5 protein-coding genes are annotated in these 17,414 nt (G+C 55.9%); all 5 read right to left on the bottom strand.

All coding sequences use genetic code 11. The features are described 5' to 3' along the window. Positions 1 to 2 precede the first annotated feature (2 nt). Genes F1379_RS21365 through F1379_RS21345 form a run of 5 tightly spaced genes read right to left on the bottom strand, consistent with a single transcriptional unit; the run spans position 3 to position 17,409 of the window. On the bottom strand, positions 3 to 2,039 hold the full coding sequence (locus F1379_RS21365; protein WP_239004758.1) for a non-ribosomal peptide synthetase: 2,037 nt from the start codon (positions 2,037 to 2,039) through the stop codon (positions 3 to 5). 9 nt (positions 2,040 to 2,048) lie between these two features. Next, complete coding sequence (locus F1379_RS21360; RefSeq protein ID WP_150273742.1) at positions 2,049 to 3,632, bottom strand: B12-binding domain-containing radical SAM protein; 1,584 nt, start codon at positions 3,630 to 3,632, stop codon at positions 2,049 to 2,051. Next, entirely contained in the window at positions 3,629 to 4,807 is a 1,179-nt protein-coding gene (locus F1379_RS21355) for a pyridoxal phosphate-dependent aminotransferase (RefSeq protein WP_239004757.1), read from the bottom strand. Before F1379_RS21355 ends, F1379_RS21360 begins: the two co-directional genes overlap by 4 nt. A gap of 3 nt (positions 4,808 to 4,810) precedes the next feature. Next, positions 4,811 to 9,787, bottom strand: a complete 4,977-nt coding sequence (locus F1379_RS21350) for a condensation domain-containing protein (RefSeq protein ID WP_150273739.1) — start codon at positions 9,785 to 9,787, stop codon at positions 4,811 to 4,813. Beyond that, entirely contained in the window at positions 9,784 to 17,409 is a 7,626-nt protein-coding gene (locus F1379_RS21345) for a non-ribosomal peptide synthetase (RefSeq protein WP_150273737.1), read from the bottom strand. Before F1379_RS21345 ends, F1379_RS21350 begins: the two co-directional genes overlap by 4 nt. Positions 17,410 to 17,414: the final 5 nt, after the last annotated feature.

The following is a 17,414-nucleotide window of genomic DNA, read 5'->3' as shown; positions in this document are numbered from 1 at the left end:
CTTTATCCCCCCTGGAGTTTGTCGAATGCTTCGACAGAGTGGCCGACGTCAATGGTGCCTTCTTCAACCTGATCCAGCAGCTCCATGAGGTCCCGCGTTAACTGCTCCTCCTCATCTCCGCCTGTATCCTTGCTGTTGCCCCGGTTATCATAATGGTCCATCCATAACGCAATCGTCGGATAAGAGAATAACTCCGCCACCGTGATCTCGATCCCCAAGGTCTGCCTGATCTTGCGGTGCAGCCTGACGATGGAGATGGAGTTCCCGCCGATTTCCAGAAAGCTGTCATGAATTCCGATCTCTTCTTCGCTGGCGCGCAGAATGTCCGCCCATATCTTCACTAAAGCCTGCTCCATTGCATTTCTCGGAGCCACATACTCTCCGGTCCGGCTAACCTTGCTTTGCACCTCGGGGAGCTTTCTGCGGTCGATCTTTCCGTTGGGGGTTAACGGCATTTCATTGAGCTCCATGAAATACACAGGAATCATATAGTTAGGCAAGAGCTCGCGCATATGCTCGGCCAGCTCATCAACGTCAATGCCCTTCTCATGGGTAGTGAAATAACACAGCAGCTCGTTAGATCCGGCGCTGTCCGGCCTGGAGATCACTGCATTTTCTTTAATCAGCCGGAAGCCGGAGACCGCACGTTCCACTTCCTTTAATTCCACGCGGTACCCCCGTACCTGAACCTGGTCATCCTTTCTCCCCAGATATTCCAGCACGCCATCCGGTCTCAGCAAGCCCAGGTCTCCCGTGCAATACAGTCTTTCACCGGTACCGGGATGCTTCATAAAAGCTTTCTGCGTTAATTCTGCTTTGTTCCAATAGCCTGCGGCGATTCCCGGACCTCCGATGCAGATTTCCCCCTTGACATCGAAGGGGCAATGCTGTCCCTGCCCGTCCATAATATAGACATGGGCATTGGCGATCGGTCTGCCGAGCGGAATGCTTAATGTGCCGTCATCGGGCGGCCCGTCAAGAATATATTCCGTAGCATAGATTGCCGACTCGGTCATGCCGTAAATATTGGCAATATGGGCCTGTCCAAATACACCGTACCATTCCCGCGCAATGTTAACGGGCAGGGCCTCCCCGCCGTTAAATACCCACTTCAGCTGCGGCAACGAGGCATCCTGCTCCCCTTTGACCACATCCAGAAACAGACTCATCTGTGCCGGCACGAACTGCGTAACGCTTACCCGGTCAGCCTTGAGCTGGCTATACAGCCGCAGCGGATCTTTCACCGCATCGGCCGGAATAATGCTGAGCTGTGCACCAACCATAAGCGGCCAGAAGAACTCCCAGACCGAATCCGTGAAGCTGGCCGACGTCTTTTGGGCAATCACATCCTGCTCCGTTAATGCAAAGGCATCCTGCAGCCAGAACAAGGTATTCAGCACCGCCCGGTGCGTAATCATAACGCCCTTCGGTTCCCCTGTTGAGCCAGAGGTATAAATGACGTATGCCAGATCATCTTCCGAATTGACATTGGCCCATCCATGAACCGGCATCTGCTCGATATCCTTTTGTTGAAGGACCGTCAACGCATCGGGAGCATCTTCCGTTTCATCCAGACAGATGATCGTCTCTATGCTTTCGGGCAGATCGTCCCGCAGGCTCTGCAGAATGGCGGCTTCCGTCACCAGAATGCGGCAGGCACTGTCATGAAGCATATAACGTATCCGTTTCTTCGGGTAATCCGGATCAATGGGCATATAAGCCGCGCCCGCCTTCAGAATACCAAGGACGGAGGTGACGAGTGCCGTGCTGCGTCCGGCTGCTATAGCGATCAAGGAATTGGGCACTGCGCCAGCTTGGGCCAGCAGCGCGGCCAGCCGGTTGGACTGCTCATCTAATTGCCTGTAGGTCAGGCGCCCGTTCTGCTCGATAATGGCAGTCTGCTCCGGAGAAGCCGCAGCCCGGGCCGAGATCACACCGTGAATCGTTGCTTGTGCCGGATACGCTTTCCCGGTCTGGTTAAGCTCCGCAATGACCCGTTCTTCGTCATCGGATAAAATATCAAATGAAAAGAAATCCATAGGCATTCCCTACTTTACATAGTTTTCAAATCTTGAAATCAGCCATCCGGAAGGCAAATCCTGAAAGACCTGTTCATTCCAATACATATCGTTGACTTCACCGCCGGCAATAAGCGTTGCGCTCAGTTCCTCGGCCTGCAGTATTTCTGCATACAATTGCTCGATCAAATGAGTATAGGATAGCCCGCTCGCTTTTACCGCCCGGTACAGATAAGGCCGAAGGGTAGAGTTCAGCACCCTGAACAGCACCGCTGTCAGCGCCGAGGCCCGGATAAGCTGCTCCCCGGAGAACTCCCGGGTCTGATGGACGTAATGGGGAGCCGTCTGGGAATACTCCACTTCATAGCGCCTGCACACCTCTTCCATCTCCGAGCCGGGCAATATTTGCAGCCGGTGAATATTCAGAATATGATCCGTTTCCTCGAAATAAGGCAATATAGTATTGAGACCCTCCAGGTAAGACGCATAGGTTTCAAAAGGAAGCCCCAAAATCAGGTCGACCTTCAGCACAACATTATACTGCCGGGCATGACTCATGAATTGATCCAGCTTCCGCGGGTTCACTCCCAGCCGGTGAACGGCCCGCAGCGACTCCTTGTTGAGCGATTGCAGCCCGATGCAATTGATGACCGTGTAATCCTCCAGCAGGCTTGAGTAATGCTGCGCGACATCGGCAAAATGCGGCTTGTAGGTATTCAGAATATTCTGCCTGTACTTCAGCTCGGCGGTAAGCTGGAAAAATTCCTCGTCGACCCCGTTGTACATCAGCTCCCAGTAGAGCAGATAAGGCAGCTGAACTCCCTGCTCCTTCAGCTGGATCAGATAACGGATGATGGCCTTCGCTCTTTCCAGGTCATTCGTAAAGATCGAATCAAAAATACGCAAAGAGAGAACCTGCTTCTCTTCAATTAAATGACGGAGCTCCCGGAATACCCGGTCCAGCGAAAAGGAATACACCTTGTCGAGATTCTTGTGGTATACGCAGTACTTGCAGCGGTACCGGCAGCCGCGCTGAGTCTCCAGATAAGCCTCCTGGCCTTCATACAGATCGTTCTCAATTACATCATTCAGATAAATAGAGGGAATCTCATCCAGCTCGGCAATCTGGTCCTCCAGGGGAGGCTCCGTATATTGCAGAGCCCCGCCGGACCAGAAGGCCGCACCGGCCGGCACCTCGCTCCGAAGTTCCCGCAAATAGTCGACAAGCTGCAGGAGTATTCTCTCTCCGGGCCCGATGACATAATAATCCGCTGGGAATTGCCGGGAACGCCTGCCGATCCAATCCAGCGAAATTTCCGGTCCGCCCAGCACATAACAAGCATCTGTCCTGGGCTTGAGATGCTTCAGCAGCGCGCCGATCTTCTCGACATTCCATACATAGCAGCTGAATCCGACCACATCGGCACGGCTTTGAATGATGTCGCGGGCAATCAGCGATGCATCACCATCCGTAGAATAATTGCTCACTTCAACATCGAGATCTTCCGGCTGCACACTGTAAGCTTCCAGATATCCTTTGAGAACGTAGGAAGACAATAAATACCCGCGCTCGCTGTCGGAGGGATACAGATTAACGAATAGAACCTTCATCATCCCGTTGCTTTATTCGTAAAGAAATCTACCAGCCGGTCAATCCCTTCGTGGTAGCGGCTGTTGGAATACGAGAGACGCAGCGTATTCGGCAGACCGAAGTCGGAACCCGGAACGGTGGCCACATGTTTGTATTTCATAATCTCCTCTGCCAGCTCCAGGCTGGTAGACAGTCCGTGCTCCTTCATATAATCCTGGCAATTCAAGGTGAAATAGAAGCTGCCCTGCGCCGGAATGGCTTTGACGAGCGGAACCTTCTCGAATTGCTCCACCGTATAATCCCGGCGGTCCCGGTACAGCCCCACCAGCTGCTCGATTTCCTCCGGATGCTGCAAGGCTTCCAGTGCGCCGTATTGCACCACCGGATCGGTTGTAAGCAGCGTATGATGCTGAATAACGGTCAGCGGGGTTACCAGTTCATCCGGAACGATGCAGTAGCCTACGCGACGGCTGTACATTCTGTAGCCTTTGGAGAACGCATTGGTCGTGATGAACATCGACTTGGTATCCTTCAGTTCCAACACCGAAGTGCTGCGTTTATCAAAGCACACACTGGCGTAGATCTCATCGTTGATGACGACTGCTCTGCCGTCGATAATCTCGTCAATCGCATACAGCTCTTCCGGGGTCAGAATGTTGCCGAGCGGATTGCCCGGTGAGTTAATGACCACGATTTTGGTTTTATCCGTGAAGTTGGCCTTGAAGGAGTCCATATCCAGTGACAGAGTATCGAGATCTATGTTGTAGTAGCGCACCTTGGCCCCAACCAGCTGGGCGCAGAAATGATAGAGCGAATAGTAAGGGAGCGGCAGCAGCACCTCATCGCCTTCCTTGGCCAGAAGATAGAACAGATTCCGGAACAAGGCGCTGGTTCCCACATTGATCACAATGTTGCTCGGCTTAATGTCAAGATCGTAGTTCTTCTTGTAATCCTCGGCCAGGGCTTCTCTTAATTCAGGCAGACCTCCGGGAAATACCAGCGTGCTTTTCTCAAAAGTATCCAGCGCATCCTTCATAGCTCCGATGATCTCGGGATGCAGCGGCAGCTCCGATTTCCCCAAGGTCATCCGAATGACATCGTCGACCCCTTCCTGCTCAAAGTCATTGGCCATCTGGTCCAGCACAAACATTAAGAACCGGTTGTCATGAAATTCAATCGGCGATCTCATTTCCATCATTACTTATTCCTCCTTGGGATTAGTAACGCTCTGAACAAGCGTTTCTAGTATTTTTTGGTATCTTTGTGCCATGGAACGGACATAGCCTGCTTCCAGACGGGAATCGTCCCAATAGAACGTACAGTGCAACCCCTGATCACTTCTGGCCACTGCCAGCTTAAGAAGCGCTTCTTCCGGCATATACTGATGAAATTCCGGGAGGTGGACACCCTCAGGCGTCAAGGGCCATTCTTCTTCCGAAAATAGCACCTGATACAAGGCTTCCTTGAATTCAGGTGTCCTCCCGGCGTTAACCAGCTGGAGATCATAGGGATATAGCATGGATGATCTTCCCGCTTCAATCTCCTGCTTGACCAGCTCAAGCAGCGCGCCGAAGGAAGTGCTCTGCTGCAGCGACAGCCGCAGCGGAATCAGAGGCTGGTAGTTAAAGGGTAATCCGCTCTCACTTGACCGGACGCTTCCGTTCATCACAGTGCCTACCAATATCTCCTCTGCCTGGGTAAGCTGCCGGAGCAGCATGATATAACAGGACAGCAGCAGCTCTGTTACATCGGCATCATAAGGAGCAGCGAAACGGTGAAGAAGATCTATTGTCTGGTGAGGCAGGGTGATGCCGGTATGGTGCCATGGAATTCCGGCACCGGCTTGATCCGGCCCGCCGCGCTTCAGTCTGAATTCAAGCCGCGGCAGGGGCTGCCTCAGCGCTCCAGTCCAATACGTTCGCTGCGGCTCCAGATAACCTTCATTCAGCAGACGCTGCTGCCAGCTTGCAAAGCTCAAGGCATACGCCGCTTCCTTAACATCGGCTGCGCCCGGATTGTTCGCTTTCGGCAGCTTCAGCGGCTGCTGGGCCGTCAGCTCTTCTATTAATTCCCGGTAGCTCCGGAGGATGTCAGTAAGCATTCTGCTTACATCCAGGCATTCTGCAATGAACGGGTGAACCGTTAAGATGATATGGTTTAGATCCTTACTGTCCTGGAGCATATTTATCCGGTATAGCGGACCTCTGGACAACTCAAAGCGGTGACGCGTTTCCTCCAGCAGCAGCGCCGAAATGGGCTGCTCACCGTTCCTATCTTCCGGAAGAGGCGATATAACGGGCCCGGGGGCACTTGACTCCAGAACAGCCTGCCCATGTCCCCTCTCATCTTCCAGCAGTACGATTCTGGCATCTGGCGTCTCCCGGTGAAATACTTCCAGTGCCCTGGCAAGCACCTCCTGCTGAACCTCCCCCTGGAGCAGGGCATGGACAACAAGATTGTTCATCGTCTCCCTGCTGCGGACAATCTGCCTTTGCCGGAAGGATAATGGACTGTGCCCCGTAGACTTCACCCTCTCCAGCGGCGGGAGCTGGAATTGTCCCTGCTTCACTTTTCTTTTGCGCTCGATGACTGCTGCCTCCTGGAGAGTGAGAATCCGGTATTCTGACAGTCTGCGCTCCGGATCGTCCGCGATCTGCTCCACCAGAGACAGGAAGTGCTTGGCAAATTGGACAATCGACTCCTTGCGAAACAGGCGTGTATAGAATTCAAAAGAACAATTCAGCTCACCCTGCGAGCCTTGAAACAGATCGAGCTTCAAATCCAGGGTACAGGTCGTTCTCTCCCAGTCCATCATTTCGATCAGGATAGAGTCCAGTTCGAACCTTTGATTCCGGGTTCCCTGGTTATGCAGGATCAGCATGGTATCGAAGATCGGGTTTCGGGACAGATCCCGCTTGCGCTTCAACAGATCGACCATTTTCTCGAACGGGTAATCCTGATGGTCGTAAGCTTCGACCGTCTGCCTGACCACCGCTTTGAGCAGATCCTTGAACCGGAGGGTGCCAGCCGGAGAGCTGCGGATCGGCAAATAATTCGTAAACAGGCCGATCATCTGCTCGGAACCCTGGTAACGGCGCCCCGCGATTAACGATCCGATCACCACCTCCTCTTGTCCTGTATAGATGTGAAGCAGTGCGCTGTACACGGCAAGCATCGTCATGTACAACGTTGCCCCGTGCTCCAGCGACAGGGCCTTCAGCCGGTCCACCTGCCCGGACGGAATCGTTACGCTGTACACGTCCCCTTCAAACGTCATGATCGGAGGACGCGGGAAGTCATGGGGCATGTCAAGGACCGGAAGCTGTCCATGATCATCCTCTGCCAATATCCGGCTCCAATAGGCTTCCTGCCGCCGCATGACATCACTGTGCATCTGCGCGGATTGCCAGAGAACATAATCCTTATATTGGCTCTTTAGAGCAGGCAGAGCGTTCCCCAGGTATAACGCTGAGAATTCCTTCAGCAGGAGCTCCATCGATACACCGTCGGAGATAATGTGATGCATATCGAACAGGAAAAGATGCCGCTCCCCGCCTCCTTCCGGTGCCCTGAGCCTGAATAATCCCACCCGGAGCAGCGGAGCCTCTTCGAGCTGAAAAGGCCGGATAAAGCTCCGTAAAATGTCCTCCGGGCTAACCTCTCTGGCTTCCGCTTCATATTGGACCCTAAAATCGGCATCAGGCAAGATACGCTGGACAATCTCATCCTCTGTAACGTCAAATACCGTCCGGAAGGATTCGTGCCTGCGGATCAGCTCCGCGAACGTATCCTTGAAGCGCTGCACATCTACAGGTCCGGTGATGACCGCAGCACCCGGCATATTGTAGTTCAGACTTTGTCCGGCCAGCTGGTTGAGAACAAACTGCCTTCTCTGGGCATGGGAGAGCGGGTAGAACTCCCGGGCCTGGCCGGAAGCGGCTGCTGTAGCAGCTTCTTCCGATGCAGCCGCTTCTGCAGCTTCTTGCGGTGCGGCCGCTGCTGCAGCTTCTTCTGCTGCAGCCGGGAGCAGACCAGCCAGCCCGCGAATGCTGGGGAATTGAAAGAACTGGGCCATGGTCACTCCGGCTCCGAACTCCCCTTTGATGCGATTGATCAGATCTGTGGCCAGCAGAGAATCTCCGCCCAGCAGAAAAAAATCGTCATTTACATCCAGCCGCTCCAGGCCGAGCACCTTGCCCCAAAGCCGGGCCAGCCGGTGCTCCGACTCCGTCGGGGTAGAGCCTCCGCCGTCCGAGAGCCGGACTTCCGTTGTTCCCCGTACATCCTCCTGCTTACGGCGGCCGGGCCGCCGGGCCGGCGCTTCCGCCCAGTACCTTGTGCGTTCCCATGCATAGGTGGGCAAGGGCCGCTTCGCGTAGCTGGCCTGCGGATAATACTCCGGCCACTGGACGCTCCCTCCCTGCGCATAGGCCCGGGCAAGCGCAGCCGGCTCATCATCGCTGTCTTCTGCCCGCAGCGGATGGCCCGGCGGACAGAGCGAGGAATACACCCCTTCCTGACGCAGGGCCAGCCAATCCTGCGGGCCGCAGGCACGATAAGCCTGGCGCAGCTTGTGCAGAAGCATTTCGGGGTCTGCTGCCGGGATCGCCAGGCGGCAAGCGTGATGCTCACGCCCTGTACTGAGCACAGCGCAGATTTCCTCCAGGTCTGCGGCTGCATCAATGCCGCTGATAAATTCAATATATTTACCGATGAGCCTCCGCAAGGAAGCTTCGTTGCGTGCCGAAAGCGCAAATATCTGCACTGGGCGCAGCGGCGGCCTGCGGACCGCTTGGCGGCGCCGGTACTCTTCCACTACAACATGGCAATTTGTGCCGCTGAGCCCGAACGAGCTCACTCCCGCCCGCAGGGGCTGGCCGGCCGGAGCGCTCCATTCCTTCAGCCGGGTATTGATATAGACCGGGGACCGCTGCAGGCTCATCAGCGGATTGGGCTCGGCAAAGTGGATGGACGGCGGCATCAGCCGCTTCTGGAGGGCCATTACCGTCTTGATTAAGCCGGCCATGCCCGAAGCGGAATCCAGATGACCGATATTACTCTTGACGGAGCCGACACCGCAAAAGTGATATTTCGGTGAGAATCTCCGGAATGCATTGGTCAGCCCCTTGATCTCGATGGGATCTCCGATCCTGGTGCCGGTCCCATGGGCTTCGATGTAGCTGATGGTCAGCGGGTCAATCCCCGCGCGGGTCCACGCCTTGACCAGCACCTCCTCCTGGGCCAAAGCATTGGGGGACGCGATACCGTTGGAGGTTCCGTCCTGGTTGATCGCGCTCCCCTTGATGACGGCATAGATATAATCCCCGTCCGCTTCCGCCTGCTTCAGCGGCTTGATCAGAACTGCTCCGCAGCCCTCGCCCCACGCAGTACCGTTCGCGCCGGCATCAAAGCTGCGGGATTTGCCCTCGCTGGACGTAATCCCCAAACCGCCCCCGTTCTCCAGCTTGGCCGGCAGCGGTCCGATGGCTACGCCTCCAACCAGCGCCATCGAGCAGTCTCCCGCATGCAATCCTTCGCAGGCCAGATGCAGGGCAACCAGAGAGGACGAGCAGGCTGTCGCAATACTTACCGCCGGTCCGGACAGGTTCAAGGCATAGGATAGCCTGCTTGCCACCACCGGCGGGAAATTGCCCACAAATGCTGCGGGGACCTCCTCCGATACCATGTCCTTATATCTGGCTTCGCTGAAGCCGACATATACACCGGTATCGGCGTTGCGGATACGTTCCCCGCCGTACCCGGCATCCTCAATCGCTTCGTAGCCGGTCTCCATAAAGATCCGCTGCTGCGGGTCCATATATTGGGCTTCGCCGGGAAGAATATTGAAGAATTCCGCATCGAAGGTATCAATGTCGTCCAGGTAACCCGCTTGATAATAAGGGCCCCCGGAATCGTCTTCACCCAGGAAGGGCCGGATGCTCTCCATGCGGCCGGCTGGAAATGGCCGGATGCCGTTCACGCCGCTGGCCACATTATGCCAGAACTCCTCCTTGTTGCCTGCTTGGGGAAACCGGCAGGAGATGCCGATAATGGCAATGTCTTTCGACAGGTCACCGGCAGCCGACTGGTGGGCCTTGATCAACGAGTAGGCATTGTCTTCCGAAAGTTCATCTTTGGCAACAAGCTGCAAGATGGATTCAATAAACGGATTGCTCATAGCTCCTCAAATCCTTTCATCGCCTCGCCGACAGAGACGCCGTCATTCTTGACGCTCTTAATCAGCCGCCGCAAGGCGTCATCCTCCGGAGCCGTTGCTCCCGCCGCTGGCGGCGGTACCGGTGCCGTTAATCCCGCCGATGGCTGCAGTACTGCCGCTTCCTGCGGGGCAGCTCGCTTGTCTCCGATATATTGCGCCAGCCTGGCAACAGTGCCATAGGAGAATAAGTCACCTGCTTCTACCTCCGGATCTACCTGCTCATTGACCAGGTTCAAGACCTTAAGGATCAGCAGAGAGTCACCTCCGATATCAAAAAAGTTGTCGTTGACGTCAATCTCTTCGTAACCCAGCACCTCAGCCCAAATCAGTGAAATCTGCTTCTCCAGCTCTGTAAATCCTCCGTCATCCCTGCCCTTCAGGCGGACCTCTTTCACGCTGACCGGGGCAAGTATCGGAACGGGCTCACCCTTATCCTTGGGAGCGTCGGAGGAAGCTGCGCGAAGCACATCAGGCGCCAGCCGGATCTTCATCATCGGCGCCCACTCGGCCAGCACTTGCGGGTCGAACTTTCCGATAACCACCTGATCCATCCGGCGGGAAAGCCCGATGCGGAGGGCGGCCAAGGCATCGCCGACCGGCATATAGCCCATGCAGCCGGGGTCGGTCAGCCCTTCCCATGCATACCAATTCACGGCCAGCGTGTTCTTGCCGCGTGCATTGCGTCCGGCACTGAAGGCATCCAGGAAGGCATTGGCGGCGGCGTAATCGGCTCCTCCGGCACCGCCCCAGAGCGAGGCGACGGAGGAGTAGACCACAAAGAAATCCAGTGGATCTTGAGCCAGCAGGCTGTCCAGCACCATCGTTCCCTGAATCTTGGGCTGCAGCACCTGGCGGAATTTCTCCGGAGTCTGGACTTCCAGCGGTTGACTGGCGGCACCCGGTGCCGCCGCGCAATGGACAACCCCGTGAATGCTTCCCGGTATTCCCCGGACTTCCGCCATAATCTCGCTCATGCGTTCCTCATCGGCAACATCTCCGGCAAAATAGTAAATCTCCGACCCGGTGTTGTCCTCCATTTCCAGGAACGCCGCCAGCTTGCGGATATCCGAAGGATGCATACCTTCGGGCGGGTGCTCCAGGCACTGTCTCCAGAGAGGCTTGTCCGGCAATACGGAGCGGCTGATAATGACCAGCTTGACCGGCTTCTCCCGGGCCAGATACCTGCTGATCTCCATACCCAGCCTGCCCGCACCGCCGGTAACGATATAGATTCCAGCCTCGCGGACCCTAAATTCCTGCCGGGGGTGATTCTCCGGATGGAAACGGGTCAGCTCCTGAACCCATCGTTCCTGGCGGACAGCGACCAGCCCGTCATTCTTGTTCTCCGTGAGCTCCTTCATGATCAAAGCCGCCACTTCTTCTGCGGAGTATGCGCCGGTATCCACATCGAGCGCATAGCAGCGCAGCTTGGGATGCTCTTGGGAGATGACTTTGACAAGTCCCAGGAGCGACGACTTCCCGGGAGAGATGGCTTTGTCTCCGGCGAGCATCACAGCCTGATTGGTCACGACCCGGATATCTGCCCCCTCAAGGTTCCCGAAGCTCAGCATGGCTCTTGTGAGGTAGGTGACACTGTAGAGCCCTGCTTGCAGCATTTCGTCTGCCGTGCTACTGTCGGGCACCTCCGTAAGGGCCGTACACGGCCAGAGGTGAATCACACCGGAAATCTGCCGCCCTTGTTCAGCCAGAATGCTCAGAAGACGGATATAATGAACCTCTTCTCCGGCATCTATTGCAAACCGGTTGCCGTTCTGGAAGGTGAATTCACTTCCCTTATCCACTGTAATAATGCTGCATCCCCGCTCCATGAGCTGCCTGGACAAGTGATCCCCGATTCCCAGCTCATCCCGGAAGATCAGCCAGCTGCCGCCGGGCGGACTGACCGGACCCGCATCCGGTGCCTTGGGAATCCAGCGCACCTCATACAGCAGCTCCTCAGGCTGCAGGGCCACAGTCTTGCCCATTGAACCGGTGATGAGTGCCGTGTCGGTTTGCGTACCCGAAGCCCCCGCCCATTCCAGTGAGTAGCTTCGGACATCCGCGAACTGCTCTTCCTGCAGAAGCTTCTCCCATGCCAGAGCAGAGAGCAGCGGAGATTCTGGCCGTAAATCCGTATCTTCAAAGTGCCACCAGCCCTCGGTTAAGCCCCACACCAGGTTCTCACCGGGCTCGCTCAGCACTTTTTCAATGAGATACAGCACCCCGCCTGCTGCTAAAACCTTCTTCAGCTGCGATAAGGAACGTCTCAAATTGCGGGTGGCGTGAATCACATTCAGTCCGACGATGATATCGAATTGGCCGGGCTCGAACCCTTGCGCATACGGGTCTTCCTCAATATTAAAGACCTGAAACTGCACAAACGGATATTCCTTGAATTGCTTACTGGCCTCCAGGACAATCGACCGCCCTAAATCCGTATAGCAGTATTCGACCTGCAGCCCGGCAAGTCCGGCGAAAATCGCTTTGCCTATAGTCCCCGAGCCCGCTCCCACCTCCAGAATCCGGACGGGCTGGCGAAGCCGGGCCAACACGGCGATATGCTGCTGCAAGGCTTGCACCGCCATGATTTCATGCAGATCACCCAAAGTCCGTCCCCGGTTGGCAAATGACTGCAGAAAACGGGAGGTTCCGTCCGGGAAAAGTACGCTCAGCGGGGAACGTCTGCCGGATAGAACATCGGGATAGGCCTGGAAGCAATAAAGCAGAACCTGGAAGCTGCCTGCAAACTCCGGATATCGCCGGCAATATTCCGCACATAAATCCTTCACATCCCTATCGGGGTGTGCACCGCTTAAAGAATGAAGGTCGCCCTCGGATTGCAGAAATCCCTTCTGCCGCAGGAAGGACAGCATATAGCTGAGCAGCCGCAGATAGTGAGGGGCGATTTCCGCCTTTTGGATCATTTCCTGCCCGGAATATACGCTCTGGCCGTTGAGCAATCCGTAACTGCGGAAGTATTGCAGAATGAGTTGAACGGCAAAATGATCGAGATCCGCTTTATATTCCGGTTCCCAGTCAAAGCTGCCCTCTGTCAGCAATTGGCCGCCCATGCGGAATGCCGACCCGGGAATATGCAGGAAATCCGAAGCCTGGACGGCAGCCGGCACCTGCTCTGGCGTTACTGGGGCTGGTGCCTCCGGCTGTGCTTTGGCCGGAGCTGCCCAGCAGCGTTTCTGCTCGAAGGGATACGCAGGAAGCGGCACCCGCTTGCGGGCTTGCCCGCGGTAATAGCTCCTCCAGTCAATGGCTGCACCTTGCAGATAGGCTGCGGCAACCTCGGACAAAGCAGCATCCGGCTTCAGTTCTGCCTGACCGCCGTCCATAGCCGCCTTGGACAGTTGATTCCAATAGATTTGCTCGCTTTCCCCGATCTCGAAAGCATGTCCTTCCAGGAGATACGCGGATTTAAAGACTGCAAGCTTACGCTGCAGGTCCTGAACGGAATTCGCGGTTACCGCTAACCGGTGGGTATAACCCGAGCGGCTCAGGCTGGAACAATAACAGATGTCCGCCAGGGAGGCTTCGGTAACCGGGAGAAACCGCAGGAAACGGTCCACATATTTCAGAAGCGCTTCCGCAGACCAGGCAGACAAAGTAAATAATTGCCCGGCTTCAGCCGGAAGCGGCTCAGGGTTAATGCAATATTCCTCCAGAATGACATGGCAGTTGGTTCCGCTGAGTCCGAAGGAGCTGACACCCGCTCTGCGGACTCCGCATTCCGGGCGCCACGCCTCTCCTGAATCGGCCACATACACCGGCATATCCTGAAAGTCAATATGCGGGTTGGGAGCGGAGAAGTGGAGCGAGGCCGGGATATAGCCATGGAAGACAGCAAGCGCCGCTTTGATGAAGCCGGCAATGCCTGCCGCTGCATCCAAATGACCGATATTGGTCTTGACCGACCCGACTGCACAAAATTGCCTGCGCTCCGTGTGCTTACGGAATGCGGCGGCGATGCCCTCCACTTCAACGGGGTCCCCAAGCTTCGTTCCCGTACCATGGGCCTCAATATATGTGACCGTCTCCGGGTCCAGGCCTGCCCGCTTCCAGGCTTCCTCAATGACATGTGATTGGGCCGCCGCATTCGGAGCGGTAATTCCGTTGGACCTCCCGTCCGAATTCACCGCACTGCCTTTGATGACGGCATAAATATGATCGCCATCGGCTACTGCTTGCCGGAGCGGCTTCAATAGTACCGCGCCTACACCCTCTCCTCCACCGGTCCCGTCAGCTGAACGGTCAAAGGTCTTGGCGCGTCCATCGGGCGAGGCGATTCCCATTTCATAGACATTCTGATCCACCATCGACAAATAGAGGTTCACTCCGCCGGCAATGGCCATGTCGCAGCCGCCCAGAAGCAGCTCCTGAACGGCATGATGCACGGCAACGAGCGAGGAAGAGCATGCCGTATCAATCACTTCGGCCGGCCCCGTTAAATTAAAGGCATACGCAATTCTTCCTGCGATGGCAGCCTGCAAATTCCCCGGAACCGCAGACGGTTCAATTTGATCCATAAGCTCAAGATATTTCGGCTTGCCCGTCCCGGCAAAAACGCCGGTCCGTGAGCCGTATACCTCTTTCTCCCCATATCCCGCATCCAGAAATGCTTCCCAGACGACCTGCAGGAACAGACGTTGCTGCGGGTCCATCATGGCCGCCTCATTCGGCGATATTTGAAAGAATTGCGGATCGAAGGTGTCGATTCTATCCAGATAGGCGCCTCTTGGAAAGCTGGCCGCAAGCTCGCCTGACACTGCGCTTTCCGGAAGAATGTCGCGCACACGCTGCTGCGAAATGACACCGACCGAGTCCACGCCCCGGCAGAGATTATCCCAGAATTCCCCGTAGGACTCCGCCTGGGGGAACCGGCAGGCCATTCCGATTACCGCAATATCGTTATTTTCCCGTGATCGGCCTTCGTTGCTTTCGTTGCTGCCGTTGCTGCCGTTGCTGCCGTTGCTGCCGCCAACATTCCACCCTGCATTCCGCGATTGTACAGGCTGTTGATCGTCCCTCTTTGCATTCGCCTTCTCCGCCTTGGCTGGCTGCAGCGCTTCCGCCTGGAGTGCAATCGTATGGTGCGTGAACAATTGCGATAGGGTCAGCTTCACCTGAAAGGCCTGGTTAATCCGGCTCTGCAGCCGGACTACGGACAGCGAGTTGCCGCCCGATTCAAAGAAGCTGCTGTGTATGCCGAAATCCTCGCTGCCCAGCAGCTTTCGCCAAATCTCCGTCAGCTTTTCTTCAGCTGCATTTCGCGGGCCGGCGAATCCGGTCAGCCTTCGCGGCACCTTCAGCGCATTTTTGTCCGTTTTACCGTTCACTGTCACCGGCATTCTTGCCAATTCAACGAAATGAACCGGAACCATATACTCGGGCACAAACCGCCTCAGATGCGCAGCGAGTCTCTCCTGCGTAATCGCGTCAGCCGGACTGTCGTCCGCAGATGAACGGGTATAAAAGGCGGATAATTCGGCTGAACTGGCGGAGCCGCCATGGACCAGCGCCGATTCTTTAATCCCGGGGTATTCCCGCAGGATATTCTCAATCTCGCCCAGTTCGACCCGCATCCCGTTAATTTTGACCTGATGGTCGATTCGTCCGATAAACTGTAGATTCCCGCCAGGCAACCATCTCACCTGGTCCCCGGTACGGTATAATCTTGCTCCCGGCGAGAAAGGATGAGCGACGAATGCCTTGCCGGTCAGCTCCGGGCGGTTGATATAGCCGCGGGCTAAGCCAGCTCCGCCGATATACAGCTCACCTGCAGCCCCGTAGGGCAGCAGCCGCTGCCGGTCATCCAGCACATACACCTGATAATTGGTCAGGGGTTTGCCGATAGGTACAGTGCCGGACTTGCTGCCCGGCTGCCATTCATGCAAGGTTGTATTGATGGTCGCTTCAGTAGGCCCGTAAATATTGAACAGGTAGCGGATATCGAAGCACTGCTTCAGTCTGTGAGCCAATTCATGCGTAAAGGCTTCACCCGCCATGATTACGTAAGCAAGCTGATGCGGCAGCCCGTCCGTCTGCTCCAGCAGCACTTCCATCAGCGAAGGAACGGTATTAATGACATTGATTTTCTCTTGGCGCACCAGTCCCCAGAAGAAATCCGGATCGGTTACTTTGGCCTTGGGAATCAGATATAATGTGCCGCCGGTTGCCAAAGGCAGATATACCTGTTGTACCGAGGGATCGAATGTATAGGGAGCCAGAAGCACATGACGCAGTGAAGCGTCAAAGGGATAACGCAGCATCAATCCAGCTATTTGATTCACAATACTCCGGTGTTCAATCATGACACCCTTCGGGCGGCCGGTTGAACCGGAGGTGTACAGCACATAAGCCAAATGATGCGGTGCCGATAACGGAGGCAAATTATCCGCTTCGCAGCCGGCAACGAAGGGAGCGGTAATATCAATGGACTTACAGGGACCCGCCTCTTCCAGGTGCGCTCCAATTGTCAGCACAAGCTCCATACCGCTGTCTTCCATCATCTGCCGCAGCCGTTCCTGCGGGAGCTCCGGATCAAGCGGACAATAAGCGCCCCCTGCCTTCAACACGGCGTTGATGGCGACGATCATCTCGATGGACTGCCGCACCATAATACCCACAATCCGATCAGGCCCGGCTCCGTGTTCCCGCAGTATTCCGGCCAGCCCGTTGGCTCTCCGGTTAAGCTCGAGGTATGTAATCTTCCGCTCGTCCTGGACCAGCGCTGTCTGATCCGGCGTTCTTGCGGCTTGCTCCTCCAGGAACTGGTGCAATAACGAAACGCTATTTTTCTTATAAAAAGTGTTATTTAACGTTGTTAAGAGAATCTCACATTCAGTTGGTGCGAGCATAGGGAATCCGCCGGCGTCCAGAGACGACCAGGGCTCCTTCGTCAAGACGCCCAGCACATGGACCAGATTGGCGGCAAAAGAACGAATAATAGCGCTGTCGTACACATTCGGATCGAACATGAACTGCAGTCCTGGTCCTTGTGCGCAATCACCGCACTTCCATTTGACCACCAGCGGGAACAGCATGAGCCCGGCCGGAGAGGTCTGAAGCCCTTCATCAACAACGGCGATTTGCTGCAGCGCTTCGCGCTGGAAGCCCGGGAGTGATAGCAATCTCTCCGTGACCCGCTCAAGCGGGAGCCCTTGATGATTGAACGAACGGGAGAGCTCGGCATGCATGACATCCAGCAGCGTCTTCCAGGGCTTGCCCTGCTCGACGCGGTTTCTAAGATAGAGCAATTGACCGGTCTCTTGACCGGACCGCCGCAATGAGGTTGTACCCATGAGCGTCTCTCCGTGCTCGGTGTAGCGGGATAGCAGACCCGAAACAGCAGTCAGCAATATAATAAGCCTGGCCAGCTCTGATCCGCCGGACACCTGCTCCAGCTGCCGCACGGTTGTCTCAGGTATGACGGCTTCCCAGCATTCTTTGTCTCCGGCAGAGCTCCCTGCTGAAGGATCTTGTGCCGGGAGCATCTCCTTGGGCAGCTGCGGTGACAGCTTCTTCATCCAATATTCATCTATGATTTTGCTCCTCAGATCAACATCATACACCATGCACA

Source organism: Paenibacillus tepidiphilus, assembly GCF_008635795.1.
Lineage (GTDB): Bacteria > Bacillota > Bacilli > Paenibacillales > Paenibacillaceae > Paenibacillus_AQ > Paenibacillus_AQ tepidiphilus.
This window is presented reverse-complemented; position numbering and strand designations above follow the sequence as displayed.

Bases quoted from the DNA above. Each gene is read 5' to 3' on its own strand.
- F1379_RS21365 (WP_239004758.1), bottom strand. From the start codon at position 2,039: ATGGATTTCTTTTCATTTGATATTTTATCCGATGACGAAGAACGGGTC.
- F1379_RS21355 (WP_239004757.1), bottom strand. From the start codon at position 4,807: ATGATGGAAATGAGATCGCCGATTGAATTTCATGACAACCGGTTCTTA.
- F1379_RS21345 (WP_150273737.1), bottom strand. From the start codon at position 17,409: ATGGTGTATGATGTTGATCTGAGGAGCAAAATCATAGATGAATATTGG.
- F1379_RS21360 (WP_150273742.1), bottom strand. From the start codon at position 3,632: ATGATGAAGGTTCTATTCGTTAATCTGTATCCCTCCGACAGCGAGCGC.
- F1379_RS21350 (WP_150273739.1), bottom strand. From the start codon at position 9,787: ATGAGCAATCCGTTTATTGAATCCATCTTGCAGCTTGTTGCCAAAGAT.